The 17,026-nt window shown below is 27.4% G+C and carries 9 protein-coding genes and 1 pseudogene; 5 read left to right on the top strand and 5 right to left on the bottom strand.

Annotation, left to right across the window (positions count from 1 at the left end; all coding sequences use genetic code 4):
- Positions 1-128 precede the first annotated feature (128 nt).
- Entirely contained in the window at positions 129-7,409 is a 7,281-nt protein-coding gene (locus EXC46_RS02335) for a lipoprotein 17-related variable surface protein (RefSeq protein ID WP_129622152.1), read from the top strand.
- A gap of 1,176 nt (positions 7,410-8,585) precedes the next feature.
- On the opposite strand, the pseudogene EXC46_RS02330 reads toward EXC46_RS02335, so the two are convergent.
- Together EXC46_RS02330 and EXC46_RS02325 are read right to left on the bottom strand one after the other, a co-directional pair.
- Positions 8,586-10,071: pseudogene (locus EXC46_RS02330) on the bottom strand (C1 family peptidase); the annotation flags it as partial.
- Between the two features lie 198 nt (positions 10,072-10,269).
- The gene (locus EXC46_RS02325; protein ID WP_027333403.1) at positions 10,270-11,118 is read right to left on the bottom strand and encodes a hypothetical protein; all 849 of its coding nucleotides are present in this window, start codon (positions 11,116-11,118) and stop codon (positions 10,270-10,272) included.
- Positions 11,119-11,277: 159 nt separating this feature from the next.
- Between EXC46_RS02325 and EXC46_RS02320 the strand changes: the two genes are divergently transcribed.
- Positions 11,278-11,484, top strand: coding sequence for a hypothetical protein (locus EXC46_RS02320; protein WP_027333402.1), 207 nt, complete (start codon positions 11,278-11,280; stop codon positions 11,482-11,484).
- Between the two features lie 135 nt (positions 11,485-11,619).
- Here the strand turns inward: EXC46_RS02320 and EXC46_RS02315 are convergent, their stop codons facing one another.
- The 3 genes from EXC46_RS02315 to EXC46_RS02310 all read right to left on the bottom strand — a co-directional run bounded on the left by EXC46_RS02315 (position 11,620) and on the right by EXC46_RS02310 (position 13,564).
- Positions 11,620-12,345: an IS1634 family transposase gene (locus EXC46_RS02315; RefSeq protein ID WP_027333401.1), complete on the bottom strand. Its 726-nt coding sequence runs from the start codon at positions 12,343-12,345 to the stop codon at positions 11,620-11,622.
- Between the two features lie 52 nt (positions 12,346-12,397).
- Positions 12,398-12,574: a hypothetical protein gene (locus EXC46_RS03745; RefSeq protein ID WP_156932086.1), complete on the bottom strand. Its 177-nt coding sequence runs from the start codon at positions 12,572-12,574 to the stop codon at positions 12,398-12,400.
- Positions 12,575-12,721: 147 nt separating this feature from the next.
- On the bottom strand, positions 12,722-13,564 hold the full coding sequence (locus tag EXC46_RS02310) for a MurR/RpiR family transcriptional regulator (RefSeq protein WP_044888836.1): 843 nt from the start codon (positions 13,562-13,564) through the stop codon (positions 12,722-12,724).
- 258 nt (positions 13,565-13,822) lie between these two features.
- On the opposite strand from EXC46_RS02310, the gene EXC46_RS02305 reads away from it, so the two are divergent.
- From EXC46_RS02305 to EXC46_RS02295, 3 genes are all read left to right on the top strand, one after another.
- Positions 13,823-14,878: a phospho-furanose lactonase gene (locus tag EXC46_RS02305; protein WP_027333399.1), complete on the top strand. Its 1,056-nt coding sequence runs from the start codon at positions 13,823-13,825 to the stop codon at positions 14,876-14,878.
- Between the two features lie 70 nt (positions 14,879-14,948).
- Complete coding sequence (locus tag EXC46_RS02300) at positions 14,949-16,688, top strand: PTS ascorbate transporter subunit IIC (protein ID WP_027333398.1); 1,740 nt, start codon at positions 14,949-14,951, stop codon at positions 16,686-16,688.
- Positions 16,689-16,743: 55 nt separating this feature from the next.
- Positions 16,744-17,025, top strand: a complete 282-nt coding sequence (locus tag EXC46_RS02295; protein ID WP_027333397.1) for a PTS sugar transporter subunit IIB — start codon at positions 16,744-16,746, stop codon at positions 17,023-17,025.
- Position 17,026: the final 1 nt, after the last annotated feature.

The raw sequence follows: 17,026 nt of genomic DNA, 5'->3' as shown, positions 1-17,026 counted from the left end.
CTAGAATAAAAAAGAAAAAGTATTTTAAAAATTAATAACTGTATATTATATATGAAAATTTCACATTTATATAAAAGAGTTATAATATATATATATATATATATATATATAGGGGGATTTGTATTAAAATGAAGAAAAGCAGAAAAATTTTTCTTTCTTTTGGTGGGATAATAGCACCATCATTAGTTTTAGTTTCAGTTATTAATGTTACTAATCAAAATAATTGAAATGATTCTCAAAGAACGGCAGCTGAAGAATTGAAAACTTTTATCGAATCACAAAAAAAGGTTCGTTCTTCTAGTTCCACAAGAAACAATTTGTATGTTCCAGATGGTTACAAAAAACCAAGAGGAGAGTATAAGGAGAAAATACTAGATTTTGCAATTGATGAAAATCAATTGCAATCAGTTTATGATTTTTTTATTCAATTACCAAGTTTTAACCAAATTAATGATGAGGGCTCTAAAAATGAGTGAATTCAAGGAATTAAAAAGTGATTTTTAAAAAGGCCTGATTTATATTTCGCTACTTTCAAAAGACACAAAACTGGTTCAATTGAATGAAGATTTATGCCTAACACTGCCATTACTGATGAAGATCGTGCAGCTGAAAATGCAATTGAGGTATTTGATCCAAAAATAAAAGATTTAATAACTTTTAAAACACTTAGTGAATATCGTGGAAGATTTAATACTTTTGAAGAATTTGAAAGTTATGTTTTAAATGAGCTTCAAGAGGAATTCAAAAAAGAAGTTTACAATGCTCCACGAGCATATTATGATAATTTTGTAACTATTTTAAAAAATGCAACTGTAGATTCAAATGTTCCAAATGATTTAAATAGAAATATTCCACAAGATTTAAGCAACACATTATTGAATTGATTAAAATATAGTCAAGACTTAAATAATGATGAAAAAGCAAGAGGTGGAAATTATGACGCAGCTTTCTTATTATTAGGAGATGATGGGTTGATTGGTATAAACAAGAAAATTGCTCAAATTAGAGAAAAATTGGCTACTTATCAAACAAAAAAATCTTCTTTTGATTATAAATTTGAACCTGAAGAACCTGAAAAAATAGATTTTGATAGTGAAAAAGAAAAATTAACAAATCAATTACAAGAATTACAAGAAAAGTTAAATGGATTAAACACAGCTATTGAGGGAAAAATTGAAAAAGCAGGTTGAAATTCTAAAAGACAAGAAATATTAAATTTAACAACTACTAATCAAGATTTAGCAACAGGTTTAAGCACTTATATTGCTGCTGAAGAAAAATTAGAAGGTTTATTAAAATATAGAGAAAAAGTTACAGAATTACAAAAAGCACTTTCAGATTCTTCTTTATCTGAAGAACAGAAAAAACACTATAATGACAGAATCAATAGTTTGGGTAAAGATGCAAAAAATTATTCTGAATTACAAAATCTTGGAAATGAGATCAAAAATTCAATTGAAGCTGATTCAAAGCCAGAAAAAATCATAAATAAATTTAGTTTATGAACTAACGAACAACAAAAAGATCCTTATCGCGAACAAATTAAAAATGTCTATAAAGATTCAACTTTGGACGAACAAGCTAAAAGTGCCAAAATTAAAGAAATTGAACAACAAATTTTTAGCAAAATGAAAGAAAATGCTAATAATTTAATCGATCAAACTTCTTTAGGAAATACAGAAAAAGACACATATAAAAATTTAATTAATTCTGAAAATATGGATGAAAATAATAATCCATACGATTTGCCTTTGTTTAAAACAATCACAAAGGCTAAAATAGATAATTTAGATAGTTTAAATCCAGCTCAAAAAGAATCATTAAAAAATAGAATTGATGAACAAAATACTGATAATGCTACAAAAATAAATTCAATTTTCACTGAAGCAGAAACAGTAAATCAAAAAATGAATGATTATAAAAATACATTCAAAGATGACACTAATAGTGACGAAAATAATGTAGCAACAATTAAGAAAAGCACTGATTATAATGAAGCAGATAGTGATAAAAAAACTGCTTTTGATAATGCTTTAAATCAAAGAAGCACAGATTTATCAAGTCAAACTGATAATTTAACAATTGACCAAATTAATCAAAAAATTGCAGCTTTAAACCAAGCAAAAGAAGAATTAAATGGTGATGAAAATCTAGCAGAAGCTAAAAAACAAGCAAAAAATAAATTAAACACTACTTATACATATTTAAATGATGCACAAAAAACAGATGCAATTAACAAAATTGAAGCATTAAGAACTGTAAATGATGTTAATAATCAAGATGCTGAAAATAAAAAACTAGACGATGCTATGAAAATTTATAGCGAAAGTCCAGCTAATATTGAAACAATTAGAACAAGCATCGATTATACTCAAGCAGATAATCAAGAAACTTTAGAAAATTTAATTACTGCTAAAGAAAATGACATTAATAAAACAAGTGGACCTAATTTAACTTTAGAGCAAGTAAATGGAAAAACTGCAGCACTTAATAATGCAGTTACTGCTTTAAATGGTGAAGAGAGGTTAAAAGCTGCTAAGGATGAAGCAATTAGAAAAATTAATTCCGATTATTCATATTTAACACCAAAACAAAAAGAAAAAGCAATTAAATTAATTAATAGTCAAAATACTATTGAAGATGTTAATAACCAAGATAAAAGCAATAAAGCATTAGATTCTTCAATGAAGACTTTAAAAGACTATATTTCTAATCAAGCAAAAGTTGCTGAAGGTGATAATTATACTTATACTACTAACGCCTTAAGAGCTGCTTATGACGGAAACCCTACTAAAAATAACAATGTAAAAGGTGGGGCAATTAAAGAAGCAGAAGATTTAGTAACTGCTTTAAATAATGAAAATAATCCTGATTTAATGAATAAATCAACAGTTGATTCTTTAAATGAAAAAATTAAAAGTGCAATTGATGCTTTAAATGGACAAGAACGTTATAATACTGAAGTTGCAAGATTAAACGGATTAAGTGTGGCAACTGCTAAAGTTAAAGATAATCCAAAAGCCACCGATACAGCTAGTGAAATTTCAGTTGATGAAATTGAATTTAATAACGATACTATTCCGGAAGATACTAAACCTGTTGATTTAAACATTACTAATAGAAATGAAGCAACTGGTAAATTAGATTTAAATTACAAATATCAATCAACTAAAGAAAATCTTGAAACTGTCCAATCAAGCAAAACTTACACTTTAAATAACGACAATGCCTTAAGCACTTTAACTGAACAGGAAAGATTAGATCAATTAGTTCAAGATCAAGCTGTTACTAAAACCGTTGAGTTTAATGGTGCAGATAAAAAATCTGTTGCTGTTAGTGATTTAAATAAAGATAATTTTACAACTGCTATTAATCCAGCTAATAATGCTAAAGTAATTATTGACAGAATTACACCTGATCCAGATGATCCAAGAGGAGCAATTGTAACTTATAAATTAGAATCAACCAAAGATAATTTAGGTGATCAAAAAGTTGTTTCAAGTAAAAACTTAACTACTAAAATAACTGGCTTTATGACTAGTGAAGAAAAAGAAGAAAAAAGCAATGCTGCAAGCAATTTTGTAGGTACTGCTAATTCTCTTAAACAAGCATCAGAATTTGTAAATAATTTATCAGATGTAAATATTGGTTTTGATCCTAATGACAATATTGATCACTCAAATGAAACTATTGTCGTTAAGTCAATCGAATCTTGAGATGATAGAACCGGAACATTAGTAGCTAATTTTGTTGTGGAAACCAATAAAAATGGAGAGGTTGTTACATCAGAACTTAAAACTATAACTATTAATGGTTATATGACTGAAGAACAAAGATTAAATAATTTATTAGAGAAACCCAAAAATTTTGAATTTAATGGTGATAAACCACAAAATAAAACTACTGTAGATGAAGTTAAATTATCAGAATTATCAGGTTATTTACCAGGATGAAATCATGAAACAGGTGAATTCGTTGATCTTATTACAGAAGAAAAAGCCAAAATAATAATTGATGAAATTACTAATAGAGATGGTCAATATGGGTCAATTTCTTTCAAATATCATCTCTTATCTACTCGAACAGATATTCCAAATAATGAAATTGTTTCTCAATCGAGAAATTATAGTTTAAGTCTTTTTCAAACTGATGGCGAAAGAAAAAAAGAAGAATCAAATGCTAAAAACATTAATGATTTAGATATAAATGTAACTAAAAATAAATTAGCTTCTGAATATGATGCTAATGAAATTACTTTAAATGCTAAAGATCCTAATTTTAGTGTAATTGATAAAGAAATTATAGGTTACAATGACATTACTGGTGAAATTAAAATTTCATATAAATTGAAAAATAATCAAACCAATGATGAATCTGAAACTAAAGAAATTATTCTTGGTGGTTTTAAAACTGAAAGTCAAAGATTAAATGAACTTTTAGATTCTTTAAGTAAAGAAGATATTAATTTTAATGGAACTAAAAAAGACCAGTTACCTTCAGTTGCGCCGGCTAATAATAAAAATAATTATTCTTATGATGAAACTAAAAAAACTGCCAACAAAGCTAATATAAGAATTAATTCAATTACTCCAGATAATCAAGCTGGAGAAAATACTTTAAATTTTAAATTAATTTCAAATAAAACACAAAGTGAATTAGTTTCAAATTGACAAATTAACAATTTTTTTACTCCTGAAATTAATAATCAAAACTTAGTGATTGATGGCTTTAGAACTCAAGTTGAGCAAGATAAAATTGATCAAGACATCGAAAAACAAAGATTAAATGATCTAAATGCAACTTTAGATTATGCAAGTAAAGATAAAACTATTGCTTCAGCTGCGCTTAAAGAAAAATTCACTTCTAACCCAGATACTTTTGATAATGCTAAATTAGTTATTGATTCAATAACAGAAATAAACAATGAAGCTGGTACATTAAAAGTTAATTATCACTTTGTATCTACAAAAGATGGAATGGATGATGTTGTTTCTAAAGCTCATTCTCAAGAATTTAGTGGATTCAAAATCCCTTCAAAAGAATTAAGTAATATTAATAATTTAGATGCATCATTTAATGGTGATAATTCAAAATTACCTTCATATTTTGATAATTCAACAGCAGAGAAAACACTTTCTGGAACAGCAGAACAAGATCCTGATGGAATTTACAATAGAGTTGTAAAAATTACTGAAGTTGTTAATGCAAATGATAAAGATGGTAATTTAACTATTAAATATGTTATTGTTTCAACAAATAAAAATGATCCTAGCGATACATACACTTCAAATGAAAAAGAAGTAGAAGTACCAGGATTTAAAACCGAAGAAGAAAGACTTAATGAACTTAGCTCTCAAGTAAGTTATCCAGGTAAAGAAAAAACTTCTCCTTCTGAAATTGATTTAAATAGCATTAGCTTTACCAATAATTTAGAAGATGCTAATGTTGAGCTTATTCCTGAGTCAATTACTAAAGACGATTTAACTAATTCAGTTACAGGTAAATACAAAATTACTTCAACTAAAGAAGGTGCTGAAGATGTATTTGTAGAAAAAGAATTCACTATTAGCAATTTCCAAAGTGAAGTGGAACGTTTAAATAAATTAGTTGACAGCAAAGAGGCAACTAAAACAGTTATTTACAATGATCCTTCACAAGAACAAAGAAGCATTAAAGCTTCAGAATTTGCTGCTAAAGAAAATCTTTTTGAACTTATTAGCACAAATATTTCAACTCCAGAATCAGTAGTTAATAAATCAAAAATTGAAATTAACCCAAATGATATTGTAATTGATGATGAAGATGGAACTATTACATTTAAATACCACTTAGTTTCTACAAAAGATGAATTTGCAAATGCTGATAAAGCTGTTAAAACTTCTACAACTGAAGGAACTCTTGTTTTAAGTGGGTTTTCAGTGAATTTAGAGCCTAGAAAAAATGAATTAATTAACAAAATTAATGAACTTGTTGATAGCAATAAGGAAGGTAATTCAGGACTTACTAGAGAGCAAGCTGATGAACTTATTAACTTAATTAATAGCGATGATACTAATAGCGTTGCTAAATTTAATGAACTTAAAAAACAAGTTGATATTACTGTAATCAAAAATGATTTAGCAAAACTTACTCACCTTAATCCAAAACAAAAAGCAGATTTAAAAGATAGTTTAATTAATGAACCAGATTACAATCAAGTTCTTAAAAACTTCGAAACATATAGTTCAATTAATGACAAAATGAAGAAATTGAATGATTTAATTAATCACTATGATCAATTAATTGCTGATCGATCTAATGTTAAATATCATAAAGCAGATAATAAAAATGAATTTGATCGAATATTAAATAATGCCAAAGAATTAGGTCAATCTACAACTGATGACGGATTAGATAGTAATAATCAATTTAATTTAGATAATTTAATTGATAATCACACTAATAAGGATTCTTTAGACGGTGCTTACCAAAGATTAAATGGTAAAGAAGTTGATTTAATTGAAAAAATTAAAGCAAACGATTATTTAACAAATAATGAGAAAACTCAATTAATTGCACAAGTTAATAAAGTTGCTGAAAATAATAAAACTAATAATATCGAGCAAGAACAAAAAGCTTTAGATAAAATTAAACAAGCTTTCAAAGCAATTAATGATGAAGCTAAGAAAATTAATGATTTATATGAGAAGTTAAATGCCAAAATTATTGAGTATCAAAAAGATCTTGATAATAAAGAATTGCCAAAAGAAATTCAAGACATTTTAGATGAATTGGTTAACTATGGCGAAGATATTAATGGCATTAATAAATTGATTGAATTAATTGAGCAAGGCAAATTGCTTAAATCATTACACGAACAATGAAATAATTCAGATGTTAAAAATCCTGATACTAAAAAAGCAATTCAAGACTTAAATGCTAAAATTAATTCAATTACTGAATTAATTAATTTAGTTAAATCAAGCGATTTAAATAGTAAATTAGATACAAGCAAAGATTTTGTTCTAAATCACAATCAATATAATCTAAACTTTGCAGAAGCTGAAATAAGTTATTTTGACGCTCTTAAAAATGTTGATAAAACTAAATTTATTGAAGCAACTAATAAGTTAGAACAATTAAATCAAACTAAGTTTGCCGAATTTGCTAATAGTATCTTAAATACTTCATATTTTGATATTTATAAACCAGAAAGTAATTTAAATAAAAAATTAATTAAAGAATTATTAAAACTTAATTATGATCCATTAAATAAAATTGAAAAATCATTATTTGAAACACTATTAAAAGAAAAAGCAGGTGTTGAAGAAAAACTAAGTTGACTTTGATATTTAGCTTTAGGTTTAAGCACAACTCTTGCTGCTATAATGATTCGTGCTTTAGTTAAAAAAGTAAAAAATAATTCTTAATTTTACATTAAAAAAATATGGAATTTTTGTTCCATATTTTTATTTATTTTGCCACGTTTCCCGCTTAAGGCTATTTTTACTTGTTTCAAAAATCCTTTCTATTTACTTTTATGCCTTAAAAAAGCAACAAAAAAGTCAGCTTTTTCAACCTAACCACCAAATTTTTGACACACCCAACTTTTATACCCAAATTTTATTTTTTCTTTGTAAAAAACATGTTAAATAAGCAATTTTTTAACCCAATTCAACATATTTTTATCATAAAAATGGTTTTGTTATGCTTGATTTTTCAATTTTATACTAGCAAGTGGGAAACGCAGGGATATTAATTGTTTTTTGCTATACAATATATGACACAGTAGATGTGCTATGCACTACAATTGATTAAAAAGAAACAAAATATAGACATAACCATATTTTGTTTCCTAGTTTATAAATTATTTTTAACTCTTTTTTTCATTAATTTAACAATAAAGAAAGTTGCTATACCAAAAGTTACAATTCCTGCTAAAGCGCCTAAAATACTTCATAAAATAACATTTGTTTTTTTCGTTTTAGGTTTTTCAGAATCTGTTGAAATATCTTCTAATTCTTTTTCATTATTAGAATTATTGTTTTCTGTAACTGAACTTTCATCAGTTGTTGGATTTGAATTCGTTTGATCTCCTGTTTCGACTGGATTATTTGGTTGTGATTCAGATGTTGAAGAATCATTAATTTGATCCGTTTCGGCTTCAGTGCTTGAATCGTTGTGATCGCTTGTTGGATTTTCATTTATTGCATCTTTACTTTCAGTTGTAGAATCTTCTGTTGTATGTTCATTATTATCTTGAGATACTAAATCTGTTTCTGTTTTAGGGCTTGAATTAGTTTCATCTTTTGATGAACTTTCATCAGTTATATCTTTATTTTTAGTAGTATCTTCAGCTACTGGCGAACTATTGTCTTCAACATTAGATGCATCGGATTCTTTTGAAATCGGATTATTTTCTTCTGAACTTGAATCTGTTCCAGATTCATGAGTTTTTGGAGAACTTTTTTCTTCTTCTCTTGAAATCTCACTATCTGATGGCTCTTCAATATTAGTTACTGTATCTGTTTCTGCTTCACCTTCAGAGCTTTCTGATTCACTTTCACCGTCATCACTTCTAAGGGGATTATTTTCCGTATCTGATTCACTAGGATTATTATTTGTATTAGTTTCAGAACTTTCTTCTAATTCTTTATTTTCTTCATCAGCCGTTGTGCCTTTATTTAATTCATTAATTGGTACTTCAAGAGTATGAGCTTTAATTCCGAATACAACAAAATTTTTTTTGCTATTTACTCATTGATTATTATGTTTATAAAAACTCGAAATTTCTCTAATTTCATCACTCGCCACCAAATCGACGTTTTTTTCACCTTTATTAGTGACGTCAACTATGATTGAAAAATATTGACCTTGGTTTAAAATAATTTCTTCTTTTAAATCAATTGTATAAAATCCTTTATCACCAGAATTTGGAATTTGCACTTCTTGAGTTAATTTCAGTTCGCCGTCTTCAGGATTAGACATTGAAGAATTTTTAACATAAATTTTGATTTTAGCAGTAATATTTGAGCCTCTAAGTGCAAAATTAATTGACTTTAATTTTTCTATAATTTCGTCATTTGCTTTTTTAACAGGAAAAATATTTGCCATTGTTCTTTCATTAGTACCAGGGAGTTCAAATAAAGAAAATGAATTTTTTGTATCATAATAGTAAGTATTTTGATATGCATTATTATCTTCTACTTCCACTGCCATTACTTCATGAAGCAAATCTAATGAATCGTATGAAAGCATAAAGTAGCCCTGACCATGCATTCTAGTTCCTCAACTATTTTTAATAATAAAGCCGCCTGTTTGTTTCGGTGTTTCAGGTCCAAAATTAGATTTATAATAAGCATCGTCTCAACCTACAATAACTGAAGCATGATTTTTGATACGTCTTTCTTCAGGCGATTTAGTTACAATAATTGAATTTGGTTCATTGTATCAAATGGTTTTAGGACCGAAATTCATTTCGTTAAAAGCATAAGCAACTCCCACAGAACCATATTTGGCAATCGCTAATTTAATATCATTAACAGTAGGATTAACTTTTATAGCGTTTTTAATTTTGGCAATTGTAGGATTATCAAAATTAGGAAACTCAGTTTGTTTAGTTTGAGCAATTGGGGATGTATTTCTCATTAAACCATTAAATGCGTGAGATAAATAATTTCCTTCACCTAAAATTCCTTTTCATTCTTTAGCATCGGGATTTAAATTTAACTTATCTGCATTGTGATTTCAACTATTACTTATGTAATCAATTGCATGTTCATCAATATCTAAAGAATTTTTAGTGTAATTGCCTATATTATTTTTTAAAATACTAGTTTCTAAAATTGAAGCAATTGTATATGCTCAACAAAGACCTTCATGTCCTTGATTTTTAACATTAGTAACTAAATTGTAATCTCTTGCATCAAAAATTTTCATTTTTGCAATTTCTTCTGCACTTTTAGTTTTAAAAAGTTCTAATTTTGGTGCGTCAGAATTAGCTGATGTGGTTGTGCTTATCGCACTAAAAGGTATCAATAAACTTGGGCTAACTAATAAAATAGTTAATATTTTTTTATTTTTCAATCTCATATATTTATTTTATATAAATATTTGCCTTTTTATTCATAAAATCAATAAAAACCGGAAAATGACACACTTAAAAATTTAACTATTCATTATCTATGAAATTTAATCTAAATTAAAATAAAAAATATATTCCACTTTTTTCAAATATTGAGATTACAAAAAACAAATACACCTCGTTTATAGGTATATTTGTTTTTACAACTAATTATTATTTCGTATTGATGTTTCAAATTCAGCTTTTACTGTATTTAAATTGTTTTTAGTTGATTGTAAAGTGCTTAAACTTACATAATTATTAGCATAATTTTTTTGTGCAACAGATAAAATTTTTTTCAATTTAGCTAATTTTTCATTAGCTTCTCTATTGTTTGTAGTATCTGGATTTGAATTGATTATTTGTTGAACTTCAGCAATGATTTGGTTTAAATTAGTTTTCTCGGCTTGAATTTTTTGTTTATTATTATTTAAAATTTTTAATTGCTCTTGATAAACATGATCTAAATTTACTAGTACATCTTTAAGCCCCGATAAATCTTGTGAATTATATTTTTCTTTGGCTTCTTCATTAGCGTTATTTAAATCGGCTAAAGAATTTGCAACAATTAAATCTTTATCTTCAATTTCTTCAGGAATTGAATATTGGTTGACTAAATCAGTTACTGCTAAAATTTTGTCCTTTAAATTAATTAATGAATTATATTGCTCTTCATAAGTTGAAAAATGGGTTTCAATTTTAGTAATTAATTCTTTTAAATCTAGATCACTAATATTTTTAGTATTATTTAAAATCTTTTTTTCACTATTTAATCAATTCAAAAGACTTTGATTTAAAGCTTTAATGCGGCTATCGCTTAAATCTTTATTTGCTGTTGATTTAGTTTTAATTTTTTCAATCAATTGATTTGCATTGACTAAGTTTTCATTTTGTTTTGTATTATCAATTTTATTTTTATTATTAACAAGTAAATAGGTTAAAGTTCCAATTGTACTAATTCCTGCAATAGCAGTAATTGCTCCTAAAGAAATTCATATTTTTTTGTTTTTAGTCATTCCTACTCCTTATTTAATATACTAAAGTAATTAAATTTTATACGATTATTTTAAAAAAACTATAATACAAATTCTAGCAAAAGTGGGAACTCAGGATATTTTAGGAGTATTCTTTATATCTTGGTAAAATTTAAAATGTAAAAAATATGGAGTTATTTTATGAATAAAAACAAAGTTATTGAAAAAAATAGAAATATTGAAGGTTCAAAAGCTGGTGTTATTGAAGCCCTTATTCAAAATTTTGCTTTCACTAAAAACCAAGCAACAGCTATTGCTGAATTAAGATTTTATGGTCTTAGCAAAACAGATAAGCAAGCTTGTTTGAACGAAAGAGAAGAACTTTTAAGTGCTATTTCTAGAATCTAGCTTCTTTTAGATAATGAAAAAGAATTTAACAAATTCATCATTGCTCAGCTAAAAGAAATTAAGGATCAATTTGCAACTGAAAAAAACAGTGATTCCTGAGTTTCCAAGTTGAGACACCATAAAAAACGAATACATCTATAAATAAGGTGTATTCGTTTTTTTACATTTAAAATTACATACATAGAATTGACTCATACATGCGATAAAATCTTTATAAATTTTTATATTTTCTTTGTGGTTTTCATCCAAATCATTAATTATTTCTTTTGCCATTTTTCCATTTACTTCTTTTTTTGTTATAGTCATCATTCTTAATGAATCCACAAATAAATCTAACGTCACTTTTTGTATTTCTCCATTGATTTCATAATATTTCTTTAATTTATAAAGACAGTATTTTAAAACAACAAGAGGAATGAAACACAATAAAAGATGTGCAAGTATATGCTGTTCATTATCAATAAAAACAGGTCTAACTTGTAAAGAAGATTTTAATGTTCTGAAATTTTCTTCTACTTTTCATTGTTTTCTATAAATTTTATTAGCTTTTTCTGGTGTTAAATCTAGAATATTGGTTTCAATAATGTAAAAACCATCTTTAGATTCTTTTTTCTTAATTTTCTCTCAATTTAATTTACCCACTGTTTTGCCATCAATGTCCATGTATTTCTTTTTATATTCTGGAACATAGTTTCTACTTTGTGGTTTTATACGTTTAATAATTCAATTGAACTCATTTTTAAATATTCATTTTTTTCAATTTTTACTCGTTTCAAAAAATCCTTTATATTTACTTTTATGCCTTAAAAAAGCAACAAAAAAGTCAGCTTTTTCAAGCTGACCACCAAATTTTTGACACACCCTAATAATTTAAAAAATTCTTCTTTTGCAACAGCTTTATCTAAAGATGTATCTACTTTTTTGCTATTTCTTTCATATCTTCAATTGAAGATAATCTATACTTTTCTTTGATATCTTCTCAGTATCCTAGACCAATCTGATTTTCATAACCTTTTTTAAAACCTTTAGAAATAGCTAAAACTAAATAATATTTTCCATTTTGTTTTTTCTTGCATAAACTGTAACTCATGCTCCTGTTATATCATTTTATGTGTGTAATGTAAGTGAAAAACATTTTTTTCTTTAGGTCATATATCTTTGATATATGTATAAAAAAATGAGCCTAAAAAAATAGGCTCAACTTGAAAACTCAAGTATTTGACCGACAATAACTAACTTACTTTTTTTTATTAACTCATTCTTTGATTATCTTTTTAGAATTTTTGAGATTTAATCTTAAATTTTCGTTATTTAGCAAGATTGCTTCAAACAATAAATCCGTAATTAATAATTGTGAAAGTTTTGAAGATAATGGTACATCAATATAACTTGGATTTATTTTGTTATATTGAATAACTACATCAAATTTTTCAGAAATATATCTTCCATCATTTGATGTGATAACAATAATTTTTAATTTATTTTCATAAGCTTTTTTAATCGAAAATAATTGTTCGGGTGTATTTAAATTATCAGAGAACAAGATCAAAACATCTCCTGCTCCTGCGTTTGCGAGTGAAGGGAAGAAAACATGAAAATCAGGATGGCTAACAGGTGTTTTTCCGATTTTAATCATATTAGCATAAAGATTTTCGCTAATTCTTTTACTACTTCCACTTCCTTGAATTAATACTTTTTTACATTTGTTGATTATATTAGCTGCTTCACTAACTTTATCAATAAGAGCTTTATTGTAAAGGTTGTCGATTACATAACGGTGCGATGCTATGATTGAAGAAAATGATTCATCGTTATTTATTTCATAATTATTGTTAAATTTTTGAATTACTAAATTTAAATTTACTTTGAAATCAGAATAACTTTTAAAACCGTATTTTTTTGTAAAACGTGAAATACTTGATGTTGATATTCCTAATTTTTCTGCAAATTCTTCAATTTTATATTCGAAAGTTAAAAATTCATATTTATTAATAAATTCAATGATTTTATAATCGTTTTTTGACAAACCTGAAATTGATTTTATAAGTGGTCTTGTTAATTCGTTTTTTTCTCTCTTCATAAATATGATTATATGACTTTTACAATCAAATGAACTAAAAATGGAAAAAATGGTAATTTTTCCATATTTACCCTTTTAGTTGCTTAAATACTTTTTTCTATTTTTAGGCCTAAAATATAGGCCTTTTAGTCTAAAAGTGAAATTAAAATACATAAATGAAAAAAATTTTCAAAATTTTGTTTTATTATCTCGAATAAAGTTATCTAATTAGAGTGTGGTAAGGCCACAAAAAATATAAATTTTAAGGAGAGTATTTATATGGAAAAATTCGTAAGAACAGTTCTTGGTGATATTCCAGCAAAAGACTTGGGTGTCACAGATTGTCACGACCACTTTATTAAAAATGGTGGTCCAGAAGTTGAAGAACACATCGACTTTTTAATGTTAGATGTTGAAGCTTCTAAAAAAGAATTAAAAGAATTCGTAGAACGTGGAGGAAGAACAGTTGTTACTATGGATCCACCTAATGTAGGGAGAGATGTTCACCGTACATTAGAAATTGCTAAAGCATTCGAAGGAAAAGCAAACATCATTATGTCAACAGGATTCCACAAAGCTAAATTCTATGACAAATGATCTTCATGATTGGCAGTTGTTCCAACAGAAGACATTGTAAAAATGTGTGTTGCTGAAATCGAAGAAGGAATGGATGAATACAACTACAACGGACCAGTTGTTAAACGTTCAAAAGCTAAAGCCGGAATTATTAAAGCCGGAACAGGATATGCTGCAATCGATAGATTAGAACTTAAAGCACTTGAAGTTGCTGCTCGTACATCAATTCAAACAGGATGTCCAATTTTAGTTCATACACAATTAGGAACAATGGCTCTTGAAGTAGCTAAACACTTAATTGACTTTGGAGCAAATCCAAGAAAAATTCAAATTTCACACTTAAACAAAAACCCTGACAAATATTACTACGAAAAAGTAATTAAAGAAACAGGTGTTACATTATGTTTTGATGGACCAGACCGTGTTAAATATTACCCTGATTCAACATTAGCAGAAAATATTAAATACTTAGTTGATAAAGGTCTTCAAAAACACATTACATTAAGCTTAGACGCTGGAAGAATTTTATACCAAAGAAATTATGGAATTACAAAAGGAAAAGAAACTTTTGGATTAGCATACTTATTTGACAGATTCATTCCATTAATGAAACAATTAGGAGTTTCAGAAGAAGCTATCGAAGATATGCTTGTAAATAACCCTAGAGAAATTTTAGCATTCGACGAACCAAGAGTTTACGATGAATCAAAAGTTTCAGAAGAGTTAAAACAACTTAAAAAAGACTTAAGATTAGTTTAATAAAAATTTAATTTAAATTATTTTAAAACTGTAAAATTGAGTAATTTCAATTTTTACGAAAGAGGAAAATATGTCTAAAATGCCAGATAAGACAAAACAGACTATTAAATCTCTTGCAATTTTATTTGGAGTATTAGCAGTATTTGTTATCGGAATGCTTGTTACAATGGCAATTGCTCACTTCACATTAAAAGATGGTACAGGATTTAATGGTGCTGGAGTTGTATTTTATTTAAAAAGAGTTATCATTGACAACTTCTTAGGTGTTAATGCGTTCTTAATTGGTTCAATAGTATTTATTGGATACCTTGTTTTAGGTCGTGGATTTAGAGATGCCATTTTAGGTTTCATTAAATCTGCTATCGGTATCTTAGTCTTATCTATTGGATCTGGTGTTCTTGTTGGAATGTCAAAAGAAATTTTCGTTCAAATTTCTAAATTAGGAGCAGGTGTTACTTCACTTGACCCTTACACAGGATGAACATCAGCACAAAACTTCTTAAAAGACTTAAATGGTCAAAATGTTTCATCATTTATTTCTTATGCATTACTTGTTGGTTTTGCAATCAACTTAGTATTAGTTGTTTTACGTCGTTGAACAAATGTTCACTCAATTATGTTAACAGGACACGTTATGTTCCAACAATCAGCAATGATGGTAGCTGGAACAACAGTTGCTCTTTTCTTCACAGGTAACGAATTAACCTACGGAGCACAAGCTGGAATCATTATTCTTTCAGGAATTTTATTAGGACTTTACTGAGGTGTTGGATCAACAGCTACAATTAAAGGTTCTGACGTTGTTACACAAGGTGCAGGATTCTGTGTTGGTCACCAACAAATGTTAGGACTTTCATTAGCTTACAAAATCGGAAGATTCTTCGGTAAAAAAGAACAATCAGCTGAAAACATGGTTCTTCCAAAAAGATTAAAAGTTTTCGAAGATAACATTTTCTCACAATCACTTATTATGTTAGTTCTTTTTGGAATTTTAATCACAATTATTGCAGCTAAAAACCCTGCGGGTTCAGTATTCGATGCATCAACATTCAAATGAACAAAAACTTTATTACCTAACTGATCAGTTGATGGAAACGTATTCTTCGCATTCAACATTCTTTTAGGAGCACTTAAATTAGTTGGAAGTATTCTTGTTATCCAAACAGGAGTTAGAATGTTCGTAAGTGAATTACAACAATCATTCCAAGGTATTACAGAAAAAGTTGCACCAGGAGCTGTTGTTGCAGTTGACGTTGCTGCTACATATGGATTCTCATCAAACTCAGTAACATACGGATTTGTTAGTGGAACAATCGCACAATTTATTGCTACAGGTCTTTTAATCGGACTTTCATATGTTCCATTCCCTAATGGATTTAAATTAGATATTACAATTCCATTGTTTATTACATTATTCTTCAACTCAGGATCAATCGGGGTATTCGCAAACGCTTCAGGTGGATTCAAAGCTGCCTTAATCGTTCCTGCAATCTTCGGATTCTTTGAAATTCTATTATCATCAATCGGTTTAAGTATGCTTAAATTACATGAAAATGCTGTATTTGCAGCTGCAGGTCAAGATGTTAAACACGTATTCGGAACAGGATACTTAGGAATGTTCGACTGAAACGTATTCTTCGCACCAATCATGGGTATTGGAAGCTTAAACCCAGTTGTAGGAGCAATTTTATTCGGTGGAGCTGCAGTAGCACTTATGGTGTTCTCACAATTGGTAGACTCAGGAAGACAAAGTGAACCTACAAAATTACAAAAATTATTCAAAATAAACATTACAAAATACGCTCACTAATTAATTACATTTTTAATATAGTTTTTTATAGCGAAAACAAAATAAAGGAGCAATTATGAAAGTTTTATGCTTATGTGGAAGTGGAATGGGAACTTCTATGATTATTAAAATGAAAGTGTCACAAGCATTAAAAGAGTTAGGAATCAATGGTTCTGTTGAAGCTCTTGGACTTGGACAAGGAAAAAGTGTTGCAAATAACTATGATGTTATTTTATGTACACAAAATTTCGTTTCTGAAGTTACCACAACAGCTTTAGTATATGGATTGAAAAATATTATGAATTTAGATGAAATTAAAGCAGCATTAAATGATGCTAAAAGTAAAGGAATTGCATAAT

It is taken from the genome of Mycoplasmopsis glycophila (genome assembly GCF_900660605.1).
Lineage (GTDB): Bacteria > Bacillota_I > Bacilli_A > Mycoplasmatales > Metamycoplasmataceae > Mycoplasmopsis > Mycoplasmopsis glycophila.
Note: the sequence above shows the minus strand (reverse complement) of the source record. Positions and strands in the feature narration are given on the sequence as shown.